Source organism: Pseudoalteromonas phenolica (assembly GCF_044788725.1).
GTDB classification, from domain to species: domain Bacteria; phylum Pseudomonadota; class Gammaproteobacteria; order Enterobacterales; family Alteromonadaceae; genus Pseudoalteromonas; species Pseudoalteromonas phenolica_C.
The window spans coordinates 2,739,731-2,756,932 of record NZ_CP173161.1 but is presented as its reverse complement, the minus strand read 5'-3'; the positions used below and the strand labels follow the sequence as shown (position 1 = coordinate 2,756,932).

At 41.7% G+C, this 17,202-nt stretch carries 15 protein-coding genes; 7 read left to right on the top strand and 8 right to left on the bottom strand.

Features of this window, described 5'->3' with window-relative positions; translation table 11 throughout:
* Positions 1–147 precede the first annotated feature (147 nt).
* From ACH784_RS12490 to yegD, 6 genes are all read left to right on the top strand, one after another.
* Entirely contained in the window at positions 148–2,418 is a 2,271-nt protein-coding gene (locus tag ACH784_RS12490) for a TonB-dependent receptor (RefSeq protein ID WP_404390661.1), read from the top strand.
* A gap of 142 nt (positions 2,419–2,560) precedes the next feature.
* The gene (locus ACH784_RS12485) at positions 2,561–3,892 is read left to right on the top strand and encodes an IS4 family transposase (protein WP_404389461.1); all 1,332 of its coding nucleotides are present in this window, start codon (positions 2,561–2,563) and stop codon (positions 3,890–3,892) included.
* A 311-nt stretch (positions 3,893–4,203) separates the two neighbouring features.
* Positions 4,204–4,503: a hypothetical protein gene (locus ACH784_RS12480; protein WP_058029251.1), complete on the top strand. Its 300-nt coding sequence runs from the start codon at positions 4,204–4,206 to the stop codon at positions 4,501–4,503.
* Positions 4,504–4,540: 37 nt separating this feature from the next.
* Complete coding sequence (locus ACH784_RS12475) at positions 4,541–5,209, top strand: HAD family hydrolase (protein ID WP_404390659.1); 669 nt, start codon at positions 4,541–4,543, stop codon at positions 5,207–5,209.
* Positions 5,210–5,287: 78 nt separating this feature from the next.
* On the top strand, positions 5,288–6,124 hold the full coding sequence (locus ACH784_RS12470; protein WP_404390657.1) for a DNA ligase: 837 nt from the start codon (positions 5,288–5,290) through the stop codon (positions 6,122–6,124).
* Between the two features lie 54 nt (positions 6,125–6,178).
* Complete coding sequence (yegD, locus tag ACH784_RS12465) at positions 6,179–7,540, top strand: molecular chaperone (RefSeq protein WP_404390655.1); 1,362 nt, start codon at positions 6,179–6,181, stop codon at positions 7,538–7,540.
* A 25-nt stretch (positions 7,541–7,565) separates the two neighbouring features.
* On the opposite strand, the gene ACH784_RS12460 is transcribed toward yegD, so the two are convergent.
* The 4 genes from ACH784_RS12460 to ACH784_RS12445 all read right to left on the bottom strand — a co-directional run bounded on the left by ACH784_RS12460 (position 7,566) and on the right by ACH784_RS12445 (position 12,069).
* Entirely contained in the window at positions 7,566–8,027 is a 462-nt protein-coding gene (locus ACH784_RS12460) for a methylglyoxal synthase (RefSeq protein WP_138483272.1), read from the bottom strand.
* A gap of 22 nt (positions 8,028–8,049) precedes the next feature.
* Positions 8,050–8,679 carry a LysE family translocator gene (locus ACH784_RS12455; RefSeq protein ID WP_404390652.1) on the bottom strand — a complete coding sequence of 210 codons (630 nt, stop codon included), beginning with the start codon at positions 8,677–8,679 and terminating at the stop codon, positions 8,050–8,052.
* Positions 8,680–8,787: 108 nt separating this feature from the next.
* Positions 8,788–10,635, bottom strand: coding sequence for a S8 family serine peptidase (locus ACH784_RS12450; RefSeq protein ID WP_404390650.1), 1,848 nt, complete (start codon positions 10,633–10,635; stop codon positions 8,788–8,790).
* A gap of 246 nt (positions 10,636–10,881) precedes the next feature.
* On the bottom strand, positions 10,882–12,069 hold the full coding sequence (locus tag ACH784_RS12445; RefSeq protein ID WP_404390648.1) for a multidrug effflux MFS transporter: 1,188 nt from the start codon (positions 12,067–12,069) through the stop codon (positions 10,882–10,884).
* A gap of 188 nt (positions 12,070–12,257) precedes the next feature.
* Here ACH784_RS12445 and ACH784_RS12440 point away from each other — a divergent pair, with 188 nt between their 5' ends.
* Positions 12,258–12,722 (top strand): hotdog fold domain-containing protein, encoded by a 465-nt coding sequence (locus tag ACH784_RS12440; protein ID WP_404390646.1) that lies wholly within the window; start codon positions 12,258–12,260, stop codon positions 12,720–12,722.
* On the opposite strand, the gene ACH784_RS12435 is transcribed toward ACH784_RS12440, so the two are convergent.
* From ACH784_RS12435 to hppD, 4 genes are all read right to left on the bottom strand, one after another.
* Complete coding sequence (locus ACH784_RS12435) at positions 12,709–13,095, bottom strand: polymer-forming cytoskeletal protein (RefSeq protein WP_404390644.1); 387 nt, start codon at positions 13,093–13,095, stop codon at positions 12,709–12,711. The two genes, ACH784_RS12440 and ACH784_RS12435, sit on opposite strands and share 14 nt — an antisense overlap.
* The gene (locus ACH784_RS12430) at positions 13,085–14,146 is read right to left on the bottom strand and encodes a M23 family metallopeptidase (protein WP_404390642.1); all 1,062 of its coding nucleotides are present in this window, start codon (positions 14,144–14,146) and stop codon (positions 13,085–13,087) included. Before ACH784_RS12430 ends, ACH784_RS12435 begins: the two co-directional genes overlap by 11 nt.
* A 133-nt stretch (positions 14,147–14,279) precedes the next feature.
* Entirely contained in the window at positions 14,280–15,593 is a 1,314-nt protein-coding gene (gene fahA, locus ACH784_RS12425; RefSeq protein WP_404390640.1) for a fumarylacetoacetase, read from the bottom strand.
* A gap of 148 nt (positions 15,594–15,741) precedes the next feature.
* Positions 15,742–16,788, bottom strand: coding sequence for a 4-hydroxyphenylpyruvate dioxygenase (hppD, locus tag ACH784_RS12420; protein ID WP_404390638.1), 1,047 nt, complete (start codon positions 16,786–16,788; stop codon positions 15,742–15,744).
* Positions 16,789–17,202: the final 414 nt, after the last annotated feature.

The window sequence follows — 17,202 nt, the reverse complement described above, 5'->3', positions numbered from 1 at the left end:
CCTTAGAATTCGTTTTGCACTCTCGTCTCTAAGGTCCGCATTATACTCACAGTATAGGCGAAAAATTGAACTAATCACGCCAATGTGATACGGCGCCCATATTTTACCGTTGAACAAAAGAGTGCTTATAAAAGGTTTACCCCAAACATGAAAGCAATCAAAAGATCTACGTTAGCAGTTTTAGTCAATGCAGCGTTGTTCTCTACTGTAGCAAGTACTTCGTTCAATACGCATGCTGAAGAGCAAGAAGCTAAAAGCAATCAACTTGAAGTAATTCAAATTACTGCGCGTAAACGTGTTGAAAATGCGCAAGAAGTACCTGTGTCTGTGTCGGCCCTACAAGGCGATGGATTAGACGCATATAGCTCAGCGGGTATGGATATTCGCTTCATGAACGCAAAAATCCCAAGTTTATCAGTTGAATCATCATTCGGCCGTACTTTCCCACGCTTTTATGTTCGTGGCTTGGGTAATACCGATTTTGACTTGAACGCGTCACAGCCTGTTTCATTAGTTGTAGACGAAATTGTTCAAGAAAACCCTATTCTAAAAGGTTTCCCTGTATTTGATATCGAGCGTATCGAAGTACTAAGAGGCCCACAAGGCACACTGTTTGGTCGTAACACGCCAGCAGGTCTTGTAAAGTTTGATTCAGTTAAGCCAAGCCAAGAGTTTGATGCTTACAGTGCTGTGTCTTACGGCAGCAAAGGTTCTGTAGACTTTGAAGGTGCCGTAGGTACAGGTCTGACTGACAAGCTTTCAACGCGCGTTTCTCTACTTATTCAAGATCGTCCAGATTACATCGACGTAAAAGCACCTGGCTTTGAAAAAGAAGACTCTCTTGGTGGTTACAATGAAAAAGCAGCGCGCGTTCAGTTTTTATATGAAGGTGATGACTTCACCGGTCTTTTAAACTACCACAAGCGTGACCTAGATGGTCGTCCAATTGCATTCCGTGCAAACCTAATTGAAAAGGGCACAAATAACATCAACCCACTGTATGACAATGATGTTGTTTACCATGATGCCGCTTCACGTTCGACTCAACAGGTAAATACGCAAGGCCTAAGCCTTAAACTTGAGTGGGATCTAAAAGAGCACACAGTAACGTCGATCACTGGTTGGGAAAGTGCTGAAATCTATTCTCGTGCAGACGTAGATGGTGGTTATGGTGCAGATTTTATTGGTTTCCAAGGCCCAGGCATTATTCCTTTCCCTTCAGAAACTGCGGATGCAATTCCTGAACACGATCAATATACGCAAGAGCTTCGCCTTTCAAGCAACTTCTCTGGTGATATGAACTACCAAGTTGGTGTGTTCTTATATGAAGAAGATTTAGTAATCGAAAGTTTTAGCTTCGATACACTGTCTTGGGATGCAAATGCGAATAACTATGGTGTGCAAAATGGCTATGCAGTTCAAGACCAGAGTACATCGGCTTGGGCGCTATTTGGTTCATTTGATTATACTGTATCTGATGAATTGAAAGTTACTGCAGGTATTCGTTACTCAAATGACGAAAAAGAGTTTTATGCGAAGCGTACTAAATCACCTGTAGGTGCAGCTGATTTCCTTGAAGGTTCAGCAAACCCTGATGACAGCCATGTATCTTGGGATTTAAGCGCTACATACAAGTACACTGATGATATCAACTTATTCGCACGTATCGCTAACGGTTTCCGTGCACCAAGTGTGCAAGGTCGTATTTTATTCGGTGATGAAGTTACGGTTGCTAAGTCTGAAACGACTAACTCAATTGAAGCGGGTATCAAGTCAGACGTATTAGACGGTCAAGGTCGTGTGAATGCGACTGTATTCTATTACCAAATGAACGACCAACAGCTAACGGCAGTAGGTGGTGGTGCTAACTTTAACCGCTTAATCAATGCTGATAAGACAACTGGTTACGGTATTGAATTAGACTCTGAGTGGGTTTTAACTGACGAGCTAAATGCAACATTTAACCTGAGCTACAACAAAACTGAACTAAGTGATAAAGACTTAGCGGTCCAAGTTTGTATGCAGTGTACTGTTACAAATAAAATCGAAAACGGCTTAGCTGTACTTGATGGAAACAGTCTTCCACATGCACCAGAGTGGATTGCAAACGCGACTCTTCGTTATACCAAAGAACTTGAGGGTGGCGATTTCTTCGTCTACTCAGATGTGTCTTACCGTAGCGAAATTGACTTCTTCTTATATGAAGCGGTTGAGTTTAAAGGTGAAGCGTTATTTGAAGCAGGTGTACGTGCAGGTTACCAATGGTTAGCTGGCGACAACGAATATGAAGCATCTGTATTTGTACGTAACTTATTTGACGAGCAAGTGGTTATTGGTGGTGTAGACTTCAATAACAACACAGGTATGTTAAATGAAGAGCGTTACATTGGTGCTGAATTTAAAGTACGTTTCTTCTAATCTTATTTCGAAATAGAAATTTGTTTTAGTAAAAACCCGCATTTTTGCGCAATGCTGATCAGTTAAGAAACAAATAGATCAGTTGACCGATCTTTTAAAGGGTTCAGAATCCGATATTAGGAAACTAATATCGGATTTTTTTATGCCTCTTTCTAATCACTGTGACGACCTAACTTCGTTTTTAGATGATGTACACACCCTGGATAAACTAAAGAATGTCCTTGATGCCGATATACTTGAACAGGCGTTCGAATATGCTGGAGTTGCAACCGTGCGTCGAAGAAGGTTGCCGTTAGAAGCTATAATGTGGTCAGTCATTGGTATGAGCCTATTTCGTAACGAAACAGTATGGGATATCGCAAGCCGATTAGATATTACGCTGCCGGGGAAAAATAAACTGGTTGCGCCCAGCGCTTTGGTTCAAGGCCGTCAACGTTTAGGGGTTGATGCAGTGTGTCACTCGTTTCGATTGTTGGCCCAAAGAGCATTTTACAAGCATGCCTTTGAGCAGTGGTGTGGACTGAATTTGTTAGCTGTTGATGGAGTGAGCTTTAGAACTCAAGATAACGAAGAAAATCGTATTGCGTTTGGTAGTGACAGTAATCAATTTGGTGAAGGCAGTTATCCTCAAATCAGGATGTGTAGTTTGATGGAGGTATCAAGCCATCTATTACTGGATAGTAGCTTTGATGCACGCCATGTAGGGGAAATGACACTTGCCAAAAGACTTTTATCGTCTGTCCCAGATGACTCTTTAACGCTATTTGACCGTGGCTATTACTCTTTAGGCCTTTTATATCAGTGGCAAAGACAAGGTAAAAATACACATTGGATGTTACCAGCTCGCAAGGATTTACAATACCAAGTTGAACGTCATATCAGCGATGAAGATAAAATAATCTCTTTACATACTAGCCCTCAAGCTAAAAGTAAATTTAAAGATTTACCAGAGCAAATAACCGCCCGACTCACTACGTATAAAGTTGATGGGAAAAGCTACCGTGTACTGAGTTCATTAATCGATCCCATGCGTTATCCATATGATGAATTAACAGAAGTCTATACTCAGCGTTGGGAAATAGAGTTGGGCTTTAGAGAAATGAAACAAGGGTTGCATCAGTCTAAACATGCATTACGAAGTAAAAAGCCAGATATGGTACGTCAAGAGTTATGGGGACTACTGTTAGCTTACAACTTAATCCGCATTGCAATGATTGATGCAACGAAAGCGGAAGAAATCCTGATACCCAGACAACTTAGTTTTAGTTTATGTATGCGCCATATCATCGCATTTTTTATGCTCACTCCTATCCACAGTGCGAGTAAGTTGCCAGTACATTATGAAGAGCTGCTGACAACACTAAGATTGTTTGTATTACCAGACCGGCTTCCTGATAGGAGATACCCAAGAGAGGTTAGAAAGAAACCAAGGAAATATCCGTATAAAAGAAAATGCCAGTCAATTCTTAACTGACTGGCATTACGCATTTTTGCGGGTTTTTTTATATTTCAAAACATAGTATTTAACCTTATGCCAATTATACCAATCCGCTTAACTAAGTGGTCTATTTTGAGGCAAGAAAACCTTGTGGTAGCAAGGCAAATATTTCGTTATTTAGTTGTTCTAAATGAGAAATCTTTAACGCAGCTATCATCAGGTTTAATCCCTCAAAATGATTAAGTGTTATTGCGGATTGGTATTAGCCTCAAATAAGTCACTTTGAGGATTGGTATTAATAAAATGAGCTGGTAAAGTTGCCCTAAATTGAAAGTAAGAGAAAAATTATGTCTGGATTTTGGAACTACCGTGTTATTTTTTGTGAAGCAACTAAAGATGAAGCGGCGCTTTATCAAATTCACGAAGTTGAATATAACTTAAATGGTAAAGTAACAAATTGGTCTGAAACAGGTGCGGCACCATTTGGTCGCACAGTTGAAGAGCTTCAAGCTGATACAGATCGTTTAAAGTCTGCGTTTGAAAAGCCAATCTTAAAAGTAGTACGCCAACCTAGAGGCTATACGCTTGTAGAGGTTGAGTCAGGTGAAGAAGCTACAGCAGAAGTACCTGAGAGCTTAAAGCAATAATCTAAAAGCTAAAAGCAATCAATTCAAGGAGAGAAACATGGAAAAGCGAGCATTACTGATAGATTTTGACGGTACTTTGGTTGATTCTGAGGTCGTTCATTATGACAGCTGGCAACATGTTTTATCTCCTTTTGACATTCATTACACAGAGCAAGCTTTTTGCTTAGAGTTTGCGGGTGTTCCTACCTTACAAGCCGCAACAGTAATAAAGGCACGGCATCATTTAGATGTCTCAGCTCAGTGGCTATGTGAGCAAAAGAATCAACAGTTTGTTTTAACGTCTGAACAGGTAAAACCAAGGTTATTAGCAGGCGTGAAAGCCTTCCTCGATGCAGCTAAACAGCGGTTTACCTTGGTGTTAGTAACGGGCAGCACACGCAACGAAGCGATCCCCGTATTAGCGCACTACGAATTGCTAGATTTGTTCAATGCGACGATATGCAAAGACGATGTAATTAACCCAAAACCCGATCCTGAGCCATATTTAAAGGCACTTGAACTCTTGTCTATAAAGCCTCAGGAAGCATTTGCCTTAGAAGACAGTACGACGGGACTGCAAAGTGCAACAGCTGCGGGCGTACAGACAATTGTTATCCCTCATGAGTACTCTAAATCACAAGATCACAGCAAGGCCAGCTATATTGCCAATGATATTAGTGAGGCTTGGGAGTATATTCAAAAAAATACTTATATTGAGATGATATAAAGGTCATCAATACTTCAGGTAATGAGGGCAGCTAGGAAGTCTACTCATTATTAATTTGACTTCAGCGCATAAGGAGCCATGCGTATGTATTATTTCTATTTTTTAGCTTTTTTATTGTTAAGCTCATCTTCTTGGGCGAATACCTCACCCGCACAATTAGCTTCTGTATTCAATGATACCCATCAAGTCGAACATTATTTAGTAAGTGAAAAATATGATGGTGTGCGTGCCATTTGGGATGGCGCGCAACTTAAAACCAGGCGTGGTAACCTAATTTATGCACCAGCTTGGTTCACAGAGAAATTACCAAACACCTACCTAGACGGAGAGCTTTGGGTCGACTACGGGCAATTTGAGTTTGTCAGTGGTCTTGCCAGACAGCTTAACGGCAATGATAAAGACTGGCGTAAAGTGAAGTATATGGTCTTTGATATGCCAAAAGCGTCTGGCAGTTTTGCTGAACGCTATAACAAGTATCTGCAATTAGTCACTTTGCTCAAGCAGCCTCATATTCAAGCTGTTAAGCAGCAAAGCTTTGCCAGTAGAGCTCAATTAGATGATTACTTTGATGAAGTGGTAGCAAAAGGCGGAGAGGGGGTAATGTTACATTTAGCCACCGCTTCACATTTAGCAGGACGCTCAGCACAATTATTAAAATATAAGCCTTACTCAGATGCCGAAGCAGTGGTAATTGGTTATAGCGAGGGTAAGGGTAAGTACCAAGGCAAAACAGGCGCTTTGATCGTGCGTAATTTAGATGATGGTATTGAGTTCAGAGTAGGCTCGGGGCTAACCGATGCACTCAGAGCTAAACCGCCCAAAATAGGTACTGTGATCACCTATCGTTATCAAGATAAAACAAAATATAACAAGCCGCGTTTTGCACGATTTTTAAGGGTGAGAGAAATATTTTAAACTCAGTTTTATCTGTGATACTCTGCGCGACCTTTTTTGTGTCGGAGGTTAAAGATGATAGTTGGATTTGATTACGGTAGTTCTAATTGTGCAATGGGGGTGATGCGTGACTCTCAGGTGACGCTGGTTAAATTAGAAAACAACAAACATTATTTACCTTCGACTTTATATGCACAGCATAACGCATTGATCTCAGATTATGTCGCACATAATTTAAAGCAGGGTGATGTAGAGAGTTTTAGACAATCTAGGGCGCACCTTTTAAATACTGTACCGGCTATTAAACGAGACTTAGATTTAGAGCCTTCTGATACTGGTATTTCTATTGGTCAGGCTGCGATAGAAGAATATATCGATTTTCCTGAAGACGGCTATTTCGTTAAATCGCCAAAATCATTTTTTGGGGCTGTGGGTTTAAAGCCACAACAAATCGCCTTTTTTGAAGACATTGCCAGCACCATGATCATGCAAATCAAACAGCGTGCAGAGCGTCAACTTGGATATGAACTGACACATACTGTTATTGGTCGTCCGGTAAACTTTCAGGCCATTGGTGGTGAAGAAAGCAACCAACAAGCGGTGAGCATCTTAACCACAGCGGCAAAACGCGCAGGCTTTAAAGAGGTTGAGTTTTTATTTGAACCTTTGGCTGCGGGGGTTGATTTTGAATCCGGCTTAACGACAGACAAAAAAGTGCTTGTGGTCGATATTGGTGGGGGTACTTCTGACTGCTCGTTTGTGCAAATGGGACCAAGTTTTAGAGACAATGCCTGCCGAAATGCCGACTTTTTATCGCATACCGGTAAGCGTATTGGCGGTAACGATTTAGACATAGCATTGGCGTTTCATGAGTTAACTGACTTACTTGGCCGTGACGATAAGTTTAAGTCAGGCCTTCCTATGCCTAACCAGTTGTTTTGGCAAGCATGCAAAATCAATGACCTGCAAATGCAAAGCGACTTTTACTCAGATAAAAACCATCGTGACTTAACCGCGATGCTTCGAGAGATAGAGCAGCCAGAGCGATTACAGCGTTTAATCAAAGTGCAAGAAAACAAGCTTTCTCACCGTTTAGTAAGACAAGCTGAATTAATGAAAATCGCGTTAAGTGCTGACTCGCAGAGTCACTGTGATATGAGCTTTATTGCTAAAGACTTAGCTAAATTGATCAGCGATGTACAACTTTCTGAAGCCCTCGAAAACAGTTTAGAGCAGATCTGCACCTTGGCCGAGCAGGCCATTAAAGATGCCGGAACACAACCTGATGTGATTTACTTAACAGGCGGTAGTGCGCAATCGCCATTGTTAAAGACGGCGCTAAAACAACGACTGGGTGATATTGAGATGTTAAGCGGCGATAACTTTGGTAGCGTCACCGCCGGTTTAACCAAGTGGGCTGAAAAGTTGTTTAGATAAACGTTTTTAACTTTATAAAGATATTCTAGGTATTAAGCCGTGTTGCCAAATACTTGTCATAATCAGGTAAAGCGCGACTAAATTCAGTACTCATCAAAGATGAATGCAGTAGCATATCGGCGGTTGCTTCATTACAGGCCACCGGAATATTCCACACAGCAGCCAAGCGCAAGAGTGCTTTAACATCTGGGTCGTGCGGCTGTGAAGCTAGGGGATCCCAGAAAAATACCAGCATATGGATTTGATGCTCTGCTATTTTCGCCCCAAGCTGTTGATCGCCACCCATAGGGCCACTAAGTAATTTATTAACGCTAAGGCCTGTAGCCTGCTCAATAACATTACCCGTCGTGCCTGTGGCAGAGAGTGTATGACGTTCTAAGGTATTCTTGTGGGCTAAACACCAGGCTTTTAGAGCGTCTTTTTTACCATCATGGGCAACCAGCGCTATGTGCTTATTTGCTGGAATTTTCTCAACCTTGGTTTCCATACTCATTTCTCTTTTTTATTAGTTAGAGTAACAAGTTAATCGCTAGGGCGATAAAAATAAAGCCTGAAAATCGATCTATCCAGATTGGTGCACTTGGGTGCTGCCTAAAGTAGCCAGCGATTTTGTCTCCGCTGTAAATGTAGGCGCAATCTATTGGGAAAGCCAAAATAGGGTAAAGCAAACCAAACATTGCCAGTTGCAAGGTGGTTGAAGAGAGAGTTGGGTCGACAAACTGCGGAATAAAAGCAATAAAGAAAAGTGCCACTTTTGGATTGAGCACTTCGGTCATCATAGCTTGTACAAATACATTGCCTTGTTTTTTGGTGGTTACATGGGGCTTATCTTCAGAATCAATTTGCTTTTTAAACGTATCTTTAAGGGTTACAAAGCCCAAATAGCATAAATAGGCTGCGCCTAGATATTGCACCGTCGCATAGGCCGTTTCAGAAGCTTTTAAAATGGCCGACAGTCCTATTACTGCAAAAATGGTGTGGATAACCCCACCGGCGGCAAAACCTAACGCGCTTTGCATACCTGCTTTACGACCATGGGTAAATGTTTGTGCCATTAAGAATGCATTTGAAGGGCCAGGAGCCACGGCGATAACCGCACTGGCAATTAAAAAAGAAATGACGGATTCAGGGTTGAGCATCGCACTTATATTCTTGTTGTTATTGAATGGGGCAGAGTATAAGCGGGTTTGAATAAAATATACAGGGGTAAACAAAAGCGGGCATGAAGCCCGCTTAAAAATGGTTGGTTAGAATACTACAGTCTGAGTGCTTGAACAGGCTGAAGTACTACCTTGTTCACAAACTTGGTAGCTGTAGCTACCGCCGCCTTTACCACCGATGCTGTCAGTGTAGCTATTATCGTTGCTGGTTGTGACAATTTTGCTACCGTTACGGTAAATATCAACATTTGCTGTCGTTGCGCCTTGCCAGTTTAGGTCAGCATATTTTGAACCTTTAGATTTATAGCCAGAAGCAGTTAGGCTAAACGAACCACCTGTATCGCCGCCACCGTTGTCACCACCACCATTATTACCGCCAGCACAACCGTTCTGTGTTAGGTAATCGTCAGCGGCTTTGGCTTTAACGATACCGTAACCGAAGTAGACGTCGTTACCTGCCGCACCTTGGTCTTCAGCCGTTGCTTTAAGTGCTGAACGAATTTCTTCACCAGTACACTCTGGGTGGTTTGACCATACTAGCGCAGCAATACCTGAAACTGCAGGAGTAGCCATAGATGTACCACTCATCAGGCCATAATCGCTTGTACCAATTGTGATTGATGCTGAAGTTGCTGCCATTAATGCTGAACGGTCTTCAAAAGCTGCACCTACAGCAGGAATTGATGTTGTGTTTGTATCGCCTAATGTTGCGTAAAGCATACCCGCTTCATTGTTTACAATGATTGCACCTACGCCGCCTGATGCTTCACAGTTAGCCACTTTGTCATGGAAGGAAATGTTACCACGGTCGATTAAACATACTTTACCCGCAGCTTGCGCATCTGTTGCTTCTGCTGTGCCCATGAAGTAAACATTTGCGGTTACTGAACCTGAGTTTTCCATTGAAGAGGTTTCAAATGCAGTGCCGTCCATAGATAGGCTTGCAGACGTAGCCATACCTGCTGGATAAGTAGATAGCGTATCAACACCGCCAGCTGTCACTTCTACACAAATTGTTTCGTCAGTGGTAACTCGACGGCCCTTGCCTGATGTGCAGCTTGGGTACTGAGAGAAATCTGCAATCTGGTTGTTTGCATCGTTTGCACCCACCATCATAACTGACGAGTAACCAGCAGGGTAAGAACGAACTGAGTTACCATCGTTACCTGCAGCGGCAACTACTAGGCCGCCTGCTTGCGAGAAACTTGCAAATGCGTTTGATTCAGTGCTGTTTGAACCGCCACCACCTAGGCTCATGCTGATAATATTTGCACCAGCTTGTGAACAAAGGTTTGCTGCATGGGCTAGATCAGAAGAGTAACCCCAGCCTTCAGCGTTAAATACTTTGATGATGTGCATGTCTACACCTGGCGCCATACCAACAACACCGATGTTATTGTCAGCCGCACCAATAGTACCTGCTACGTGTGTGCCGTGAGGGCCACCATGCTCATACCAGTTACCTGTACCTGAGTCGTTATCGCCTGTTATGTTACCCCAGATAAAGTCAGGGTTAGACATATCAAGACCTGAATCGATAACACACACCTTCATACCTGCGTTTGCGTCAAACGTAACTTGGTCAGCTTGAGACTGGTAAACAGCATAAGGCGTGATCTGCTGCTGCATTGCATTGCCCAGGTCATCGTTATAGATACCCATTGCTTTACGCTTTTGGTCTTCTTCAATAAGTTTAATATGTGGGTTGTTTAGTAAGCCTTTTACAGTCGATAGGTCTTTGCCTGAGAAGCTTGCTGCGAAGAAACCATTGCCATCAACATGTAATTCTGCACCTAATTTTTTCGCCAGTGCTTTCACAACGCCTTTTTTGTCGTTATCAACCTGGATGATATAGCGGTCATCGGCTGCGTTTACAGAAGCGGCTGAACAAACGCCTGCAAGAAGTAGTGCTGAGGTGAATTTATTAAACTTCATACTTGTTATCTCTTTTGTAATTTTTATCTGATGTTTTTTAAACATCTTTTTAACAACCTCGAGATTACGCGAAACTTTTAGCTTGTAAAGGGTACAAAATTACATTTTATCGAGTTTTTTAGAATAAAAAAGTCTAGAGCTAGAAGTTAAAAATATTAACGGAAGTCCAGATATTTACATGGTTTACCATAGTGGGAACGTAGGTGAGAGTAAGACCTATTAATAAAAACAGGTCTTACCTTTTTGTCATGAGTTTGAATAAAGCATGTTATTTTTTGTTGATTTAAGTGCAATTAAAAATAACAGGCAGGTTGTTAAATGAATACCAACTTGAACCGGTGCACTCAAACCAAATTGCTGTGTAAATACAGCAAGTACTGCAGCGCCTGACATTTGCATAACACCTATGAGCGCAGATGCGGTGCCTGCTTGTTGTGCAAAGCCGCTAAGTGCTTTTCCAGCTGCAGAGCCTAATGTAAATGCAAAGCCGATAGAGGCAATATACATTGGCAGCATAAATACGACTGGTTCAGCGACACTACTAAGCGCCATCATGAGTAGACCACCAAGAGTTAGCAGCACTAATCCAAAAATTAGGCTCTGTTTAGGTGCGCTTTGAATGTATTTAGGGGCGATAAAGCTGGCTGCAATACTGATTATGGCATTCACAGTAAACCAAATCGTAAACTCCGAGATATCTTTACCCAGTTGAATCATCACCCATTCAGGTGCTGTCGTGACAAATACCAACATAGCTGACATGGCGACCATAGTAATAGAGGCATTAAACATAAATTCACTGCTTGCAAGCATAGGTTTGAAACGTCTTAAATCTAAAATATGACCCGAATAAATGGTATCTTTAGGACGTGTTTCAGGGCACAAAAAAAACAGCAAAATAAAACCAAGTACTGCAAAGATAACTAAAAAGATAAAGTTACTTTGCCAGCCAAATTGCACCGTTAACCAAGCGCCGAAGATAGGCGCCAATGCAGGTATAAAACACACGATACCATTGAGGTAAGTGATCATTTTACCACTGCCTTTATGGCCAAATTGATCTCTGACAATGGCAAAAGCAGTGACAAAAGTCGCGCACGCTCCAAGCCCTTGCAACGCTCGGGCGGCCATAATAACGTGCCAGTCATTGGTGTTTGCAGCAAGTAAGCCACCGAGTGCAAATAATGAAATACCAACCAAAGCTATGGGTCTTCTACCATATTTATCGGCAAGCGGCCCTGCAATAAGTTGTCCTAAACCGACGGTGAGCATATAAATGCCAACGGTTTGTTGCACTTGTTCATTACTAACACTTAAACCTTGTTGCATCACAGGAAAAGCTGGTAGATATAAATCGATGCCAAGCGGACAGAAAATAACGAGTAAAATGAGAATAAAAACGCTGAGTTTTGAGTTTATTTGGGGATCAGACATGCGCACTCCTTATTGAGGGCGCGTATTGTAACGCTCTAAAATAAAAACGACAGGACTTAATACCGAGAAACGATAATTTATTTTCATTTATGGCTTTTACTTGAGGTTATAGTCAATTTAAACTTGCTGAGAACTGGTCTGATGAGTTATGTTTTATCAATATAAAAGAATAACAATTGGAGCAAAGCATGGCTGCATCATTAATGGGGATTTATAAAAGTGTTCGTTGGTTACCCTTCGGTAATTGGCTATTTAGTAAGGCTGTATGTATTAAGGCGCCTTACTTTGGTTCAATTAAACCGACTATTACACATTTAGAAGCGGGAAAATGTGTTGCAGTGATAAAGAAACGTCGCTCGATTCAAAATCATATTGGCACTATCCATGCCATTGCGCAGTGCAATCTTGCCGAGTTAGTGGCTGGTGTTATGACAGATGCAACCGTTCCTGTTAAAACTCATCGTTGGATCCCAAAGGGCATGACAGTGCAATATCTAAAAAAGGCAGATGGTGTTTTAACTGCTGAGGCTAAAATTGACTTACCAAGAGTGTGGCAAGACAAAGAAGACTTGATTGTGCCTGTAGAAGTATATGATCAGCATAAAACCAAAGTATTTCATGCTGATATTACTATGTATATTACTGAGCGTTAGCTTGCTCTTTGATTGGAGTAATATTGTCGGGGGCTTGCTTATGAGTAAGCTTGCCTTCTAAATGCGCACCAGCATCTATAGTTAGCGTGTCATGAGCAACGTCACCATGCACTTTGGCGGTTACTTCTAGGTGTACTGATTGCGCGTCAATGTTGCCGTTGATCGTGCCTTTCACTTGTACTTTTTCAGCGATAATATTACCTTTCACTTCACCATTTTGACCTACGATGAGTGTCGATACTTTTAAATCGCCCGTTACTTTTCCATCTACTTGTAATTCCCCATCACAGTCAATCTGACCAGTCACATGGGTGTTAGGTGAAATTAATGCGGGTAAACTTGCGCTGCTGTTATTTTTAAATTTATTGAACACGAGAAAGTACCTTAGCCAGTTTTATCGGATTGATATGCTTACCATTTTGTAATACTTCATAGTGTAAATGAGTGCTGGTACTTCTGCCAGTACTTCCCATCAAAGCGATCACATCTGACTTTTCTACTTTTTGGCCTTTCTTAACTTTAATGGTATGAAGGTGACCAAAACGGGTCACTAAGCCATTGGCATGCTTAATTTCAATAAATTTGCCATAGCCACCATTTTTGCCGGCTTTTGTCACAACCCCAGCGGCAGGCGCATGAATGTCTGTTTTATGCCAACCAGCCAAATCGACACCTTTGTGCATGGCTCTTCGGCCTGTGATGGGATCTTTGCGATAACCAAATTGACTTGATACATAAAACTTTTCTTGTTTTACCGGCATGCTATCAGGCAGTAAAGTGATCATCTGTTCAAGTTCATTGAGTTCAACCAGCTTATCAATCACGCTTAGATAATCGGCAGAAATATGTTGTGTGTCTAGCTGGTGGTAAGGACCACCTTGTGCGATTGGTGACAGAGTTAATTGTTTGTCTAAACCAATTTCATCTAAGTGGGTATGCAATTCGCTTGCTCTTGCGGTGATGCTATTTTCGATGTGGTTGAGTAATGATGTTTGCTTATCGGCTAAGTTTTTTGACTGTTCTTCAAACTCATGGTTTTGAGTAGCTTGCTCTTCTGATGTTGCTGGCGTAGCGACACTTTCTGGTAAAGCTTCAACTAAGCCCTCTAATAAGTTCTGTTGTTGCGAAAGATCTTGAAGTGTTTTTGTTTGCTCAGCTAATTTTTGTTCTAGTTGTTGTTTTTCTAGCTGCCAGTTTGATTCAGCCGCCAAACGTTGTTTTTCTAACGTTTGTATTTGCTCTTGTTGTTGTACATAACCATAAGAGCTCACACTGACCCAGCAAACCGCACCTACAGCGGCACATAACAAGCTTACTTGCAGGCTGCTAGGTAGGGTAAACATACTCACGTCACCATTTTGACGAAGTAATAATTGTTTTGGCTTAAATGCGCTTTTTGCTAGGTGACTGATCTTGTTCAACATATTTCTTAATAACCTGTTAACAACGTTCTACCTTAACAATATTTATGCAAAAATCCAGTTTAAAAACACAAAAAAAGGCGTGTTTTATGCACGCCTTTGATTTGAATAGTGTTTTTTATTAAGTTTTGACAGTTTATTTTGCAGGTAAAACCGTGCCTTCAACTGAACCAAAGCCAATGCGGTTAAAGCCGTCTGCTTCACACCAACCGCGCATGATAACCTTGTCACCATCTTCTAAGAACTTACGTTCTTCGCCGTTGTTCAGTGAGATAGTTTCTTTGCCGCCACGAGATAATTCAAGCATTGAGCCAGCTTCTTCGTGCTCAGGACCAGACTGCGTACCAGAACCTAGCATATCACCAGGAATAAAGTTACAGCCGTTTACCGTGTGGTGTGTCACCATTTGTGCCACTGTCCAGTAGCTGTGCTTGAAGCTAGACTCTGAAAGCTTGCTTGGTGCAGTACCTTCAGTACGCATTTTTTCTGATTCTAGTAGTACATCCATTTGAATGTCGAAAGCACCCGCTTCACGGTTGTGTGAAGACTCAAGATACTCTAGTGGTTGAGGATCGTTTTCATCGCGGTGCCACTGTGTACGGTATGGTGCTAGCGCTTCTGTTGTTACAACCCAAGGTGAAACCGTAGAAGCGAAGTTTTTCGCAAGGAATGGACCTAATGGTTGGTATTCCCATGCTTGTAAATCACGTGCAGACCAGTCGTTAAATAGACAGAAACCAAATACGTGATCTTCAGCATCTTCAATGCTAATCGCATCACCAAGTTCATTACCTTTACCAAGATAAATACCTAGCTCTAATTCATAGTCCATACGCTTAGCTGGACCAAATGATGGTACATCTGCGTCAGGCGCTTTAGTTTGACCTTTAGGACGTGGGAAGCTTTGACCAGATACATCAATAGAAGATGCACGGCCGTGATAACCAATTGGTACCCATTTGTAGTTAGGTAGAAGCGGGTTATCTGGACGGAATAAGCTGCCTACCGCAGTTGCGTGATAGATTGACGTGTAGAAATCTGTGTAGTCACCAATGTGGCATGGTAGTGCATATTCAACGTCATCTTGTGCAACTAAAGCAGATTCAAGTGCACCTTGGTGCTCAGAACCTTCACGTAGTGCTTTTGAAAGCGCTAAACGAAGTGCTGACCAATGTGCTTTGCCCATGCCCATAAACTCGTTAAGTGCCGGTGCGTTAGCCGCTTCTACCGCTTCTTGTGCTTCGCCAGAGAAAATACCAGCAGCCGCAACTACCGCTAAATCTAAAACTTGGTCGCCGATAGCAACACCACCGCGGAACTCTTCAGATGTGCCTTTACGACGGAAAGATGCGAATGGTAGGTTTTGGATTGGGAAGTCATTACCCGCAACGTTTGCGCTGCTTACCCAGCTTTTTAAATTAATATCGTGCGTTTCATTAATAAAAGACATGGTCTTTCCTTTTGCATTAATTGGCTAAGTCTAAATATGGAGATTCAATAAGGTAAATCAAGCTTGGAAAACGACTTAGCTTTAAAAACTACAAAAGCAGCTACGTTTTTAACGTCAGCTGCTTTTAATTTACTCAGGTTATCTAAAATTAGATAACACCACGACGCTCTTGGTCACGCTCGATTGATTCGAATAGCGCTTGGAAGTTACCTTCACCGAAACCACCGTCATCAACACGTTGGATCATCTCAATGAAGATAGGACCGAATAGGTTTTTAGTGAAGATCTGAAGTAGGTAACAGTCTTCGCTTTGGCTATCTACTAAGATTTGGTGCTCTTTGATTTTTTCTTTGTCTTCCTTAACCCAAGGAACACGGTCAAAGATAGTGTCGTAGTAGTGGTCAACGATATCTAGCGTTGCGATGTTCGTTTTGTCTAGCTTATCTAGTGAACCAACAAGGTCATTTGTTAAGAACGCAAGATGCTGTACACCAGGACCGTTGTACTCGTCTAAGTACTCGTCGATCTGGTTGTTGTTGTCATCTTTACCTTCGTTGATTGGAATAGAGAAAGTACCACAAGGCGACTTAAGCGCGTAAGAAAGTAGTGCCGTCTTTTGACCTTTGATGTCGAAGTAACGTACTTCTTCAAAGCCGAATACGCCTTTATAGAAGTTAGCCCAAGTTTCCATCGTACCTTTGTAAACATTGTTTGTTAGGTGGTCGATGCGGATGAAACCTTTATCTTCAACAATGTTTTGCTCAGCTAGGTCTTCAAAATCGTTTTCAAAGATTGAGCCTTTGTCACCGAATACGTCGATGAAGTAAATTAAGCTGTCGCCAATACCGTAAATTGCTGGGTATGGTAGGTCTTTGTTTGCTGAATCTGTCGCAGGCTTAGCACCACGCTCTACAGCTACTTCGAATGCTTTTTGAGCGTCTTCTACACGCCAGCCCATTGAACAAATCGCAGGACCATGTGACTTAGCAAACTCAGCAGAGAAACCGCCGCGCTCGTTGTTTAGTAAGAAATGGATCTCGTTCTGGTTGTAATGAACGATGTCTTTACCTTTAAACTTTTTAAGTTTAGAGAAGCCAAAATCAGTAAAGATTTTGTCCATGTAATCTGCATCTGGGGTTGCGTATTCAGTAAATTCAATACCAACCAAACCTAGTGGGTTTTTTACTTCACTCATTGTCATACTCCGCAATTAAGCACAATTGGGTTGCTTGTTAGATTTGTTGTTGGAACGAATCATTAATCAAAAATCGCAATAGGGGAAGATAGGGCAGTGATATTGTCAGGGCGGCATTTGTAAATTTAAAAACACACATTAATAACGACTTTGCTGCATTTCTACTTAGGCTGGAGATGGAATTCCCGCAGGCAGGCAATAATAAAAATCACTGGCCAATTGTTGCTTTAAGGTTTGCAATTAAAAGTTTTTAAATTATTGATATTTAACATTTATTTTCATTTGTTTTTTTTAACAAGAAATGAGTTTGTAAGTTCAAAGAATCCCTTTGAAGTTGCATCTAAAGGAAGGTGATGTAAAGAATTCGATACACTAGAGAGGGGGACACAAAAAAAGCCGCATAAGCGGCTTTTT

Excerpts from the sequence above, each read along its gene's own strand:
- ACH784_RS12475 (WP_404390659.1), top strand. The coding sequence starts at position 4,541 with ATGGAAAAGCGAGCATTACTGATAGATTTTGACGGTACTTTGGTTGAT.
- ACH784_RS12445 (WP_404390648.1), bottom strand. The coding sequence starts at position 12,069 with ATGTCTGATCCCCAAATAAACTCAAAACTCAGCGTTTTTATTCTCATT.
- ACH784_RS12485 (WP_404389461.1), top strand. The coding sequence starts at position 2,561 with ATGCCTCTTTCTAATCACTGTGACGACCTAACTTCGTTTTTAGATGAT.
- ACH784_RS12430 (WP_404390642.1), bottom strand. The coding sequence starts at position 14,146 with ATGTTGAACAAGATCAGTCACCTAGCAAAAAGCGCATTTAAGCCAAAA.
- yegD (WP_404390655.1), top strand. The coding sequence starts at position 6,179 with ATGATAGTTGGATTTGATTACGGTAGTTCTAATTGTGCAATGGGGGTG.
- hppD (WP_404390638.1), bottom strand. The coding sequence starts at position 16,788 with ATGAGTGAAGTAAAAAACCCACTAGGTTTGGTTGGTATTGAATTTACT.
- fahA (WP_404390640.1), bottom strand. The coding sequence starts at position 15,593 with ATGTCTTTTATTAATGAAACGCACGATATTAATTTAAAAAGCTGGGTA.
- ACH784_RS12450 (WP_404390650.1), bottom strand. The coding sequence starts at position 10,635 with ATGAAGTTTAATAAATTCACCTCAGCACTACTTCTTGCAGGCGTTTGT.
- ACH784_RS12455 (WP_404390652.1), bottom strand. The coding sequence starts at position 8,679 with ATGCTCAACCCTGAATCCGTCATTTCTTTTTTAATTGCCAGTGCGGTT.
- ACH784_RS12440 (WP_404390646.1), top strand. The coding sequence starts at position 12,258 with ATGGCTGCATCATTAATGGGGATTTATAAAAGTGTTCGTTGGTTACCC.
- ACH784_RS12460 (WP_138483272.1), bottom strand. The coding sequence starts at position 8,027 with ATGGAAACCAAGGTTGAGAAAATTCCAGCAAATAAGCACATAGCGCTG.
- ACH784_RS12490 (WP_404390661.1), top strand. The coding sequence starts at position 148 with ATGAAAGCAATCAAAAGATCTACGTTAGCAGTTTTAGTCAATGCAGCG.
- ACH784_RS12480 (WP_058029251.1), top strand. The coding sequence starts at position 4,204 with ATGTCTGGATTTTGGAACTACCGTGTTATTTTTTGTGAAGCAACTAAA.
- ACH784_RS12470 (WP_404390657.1), top strand. The coding sequence starts at position 5,288 with ATGCGTATGTATTATTTCTATTTTTTAGCTTTTTTATTGTTAAGCTCA.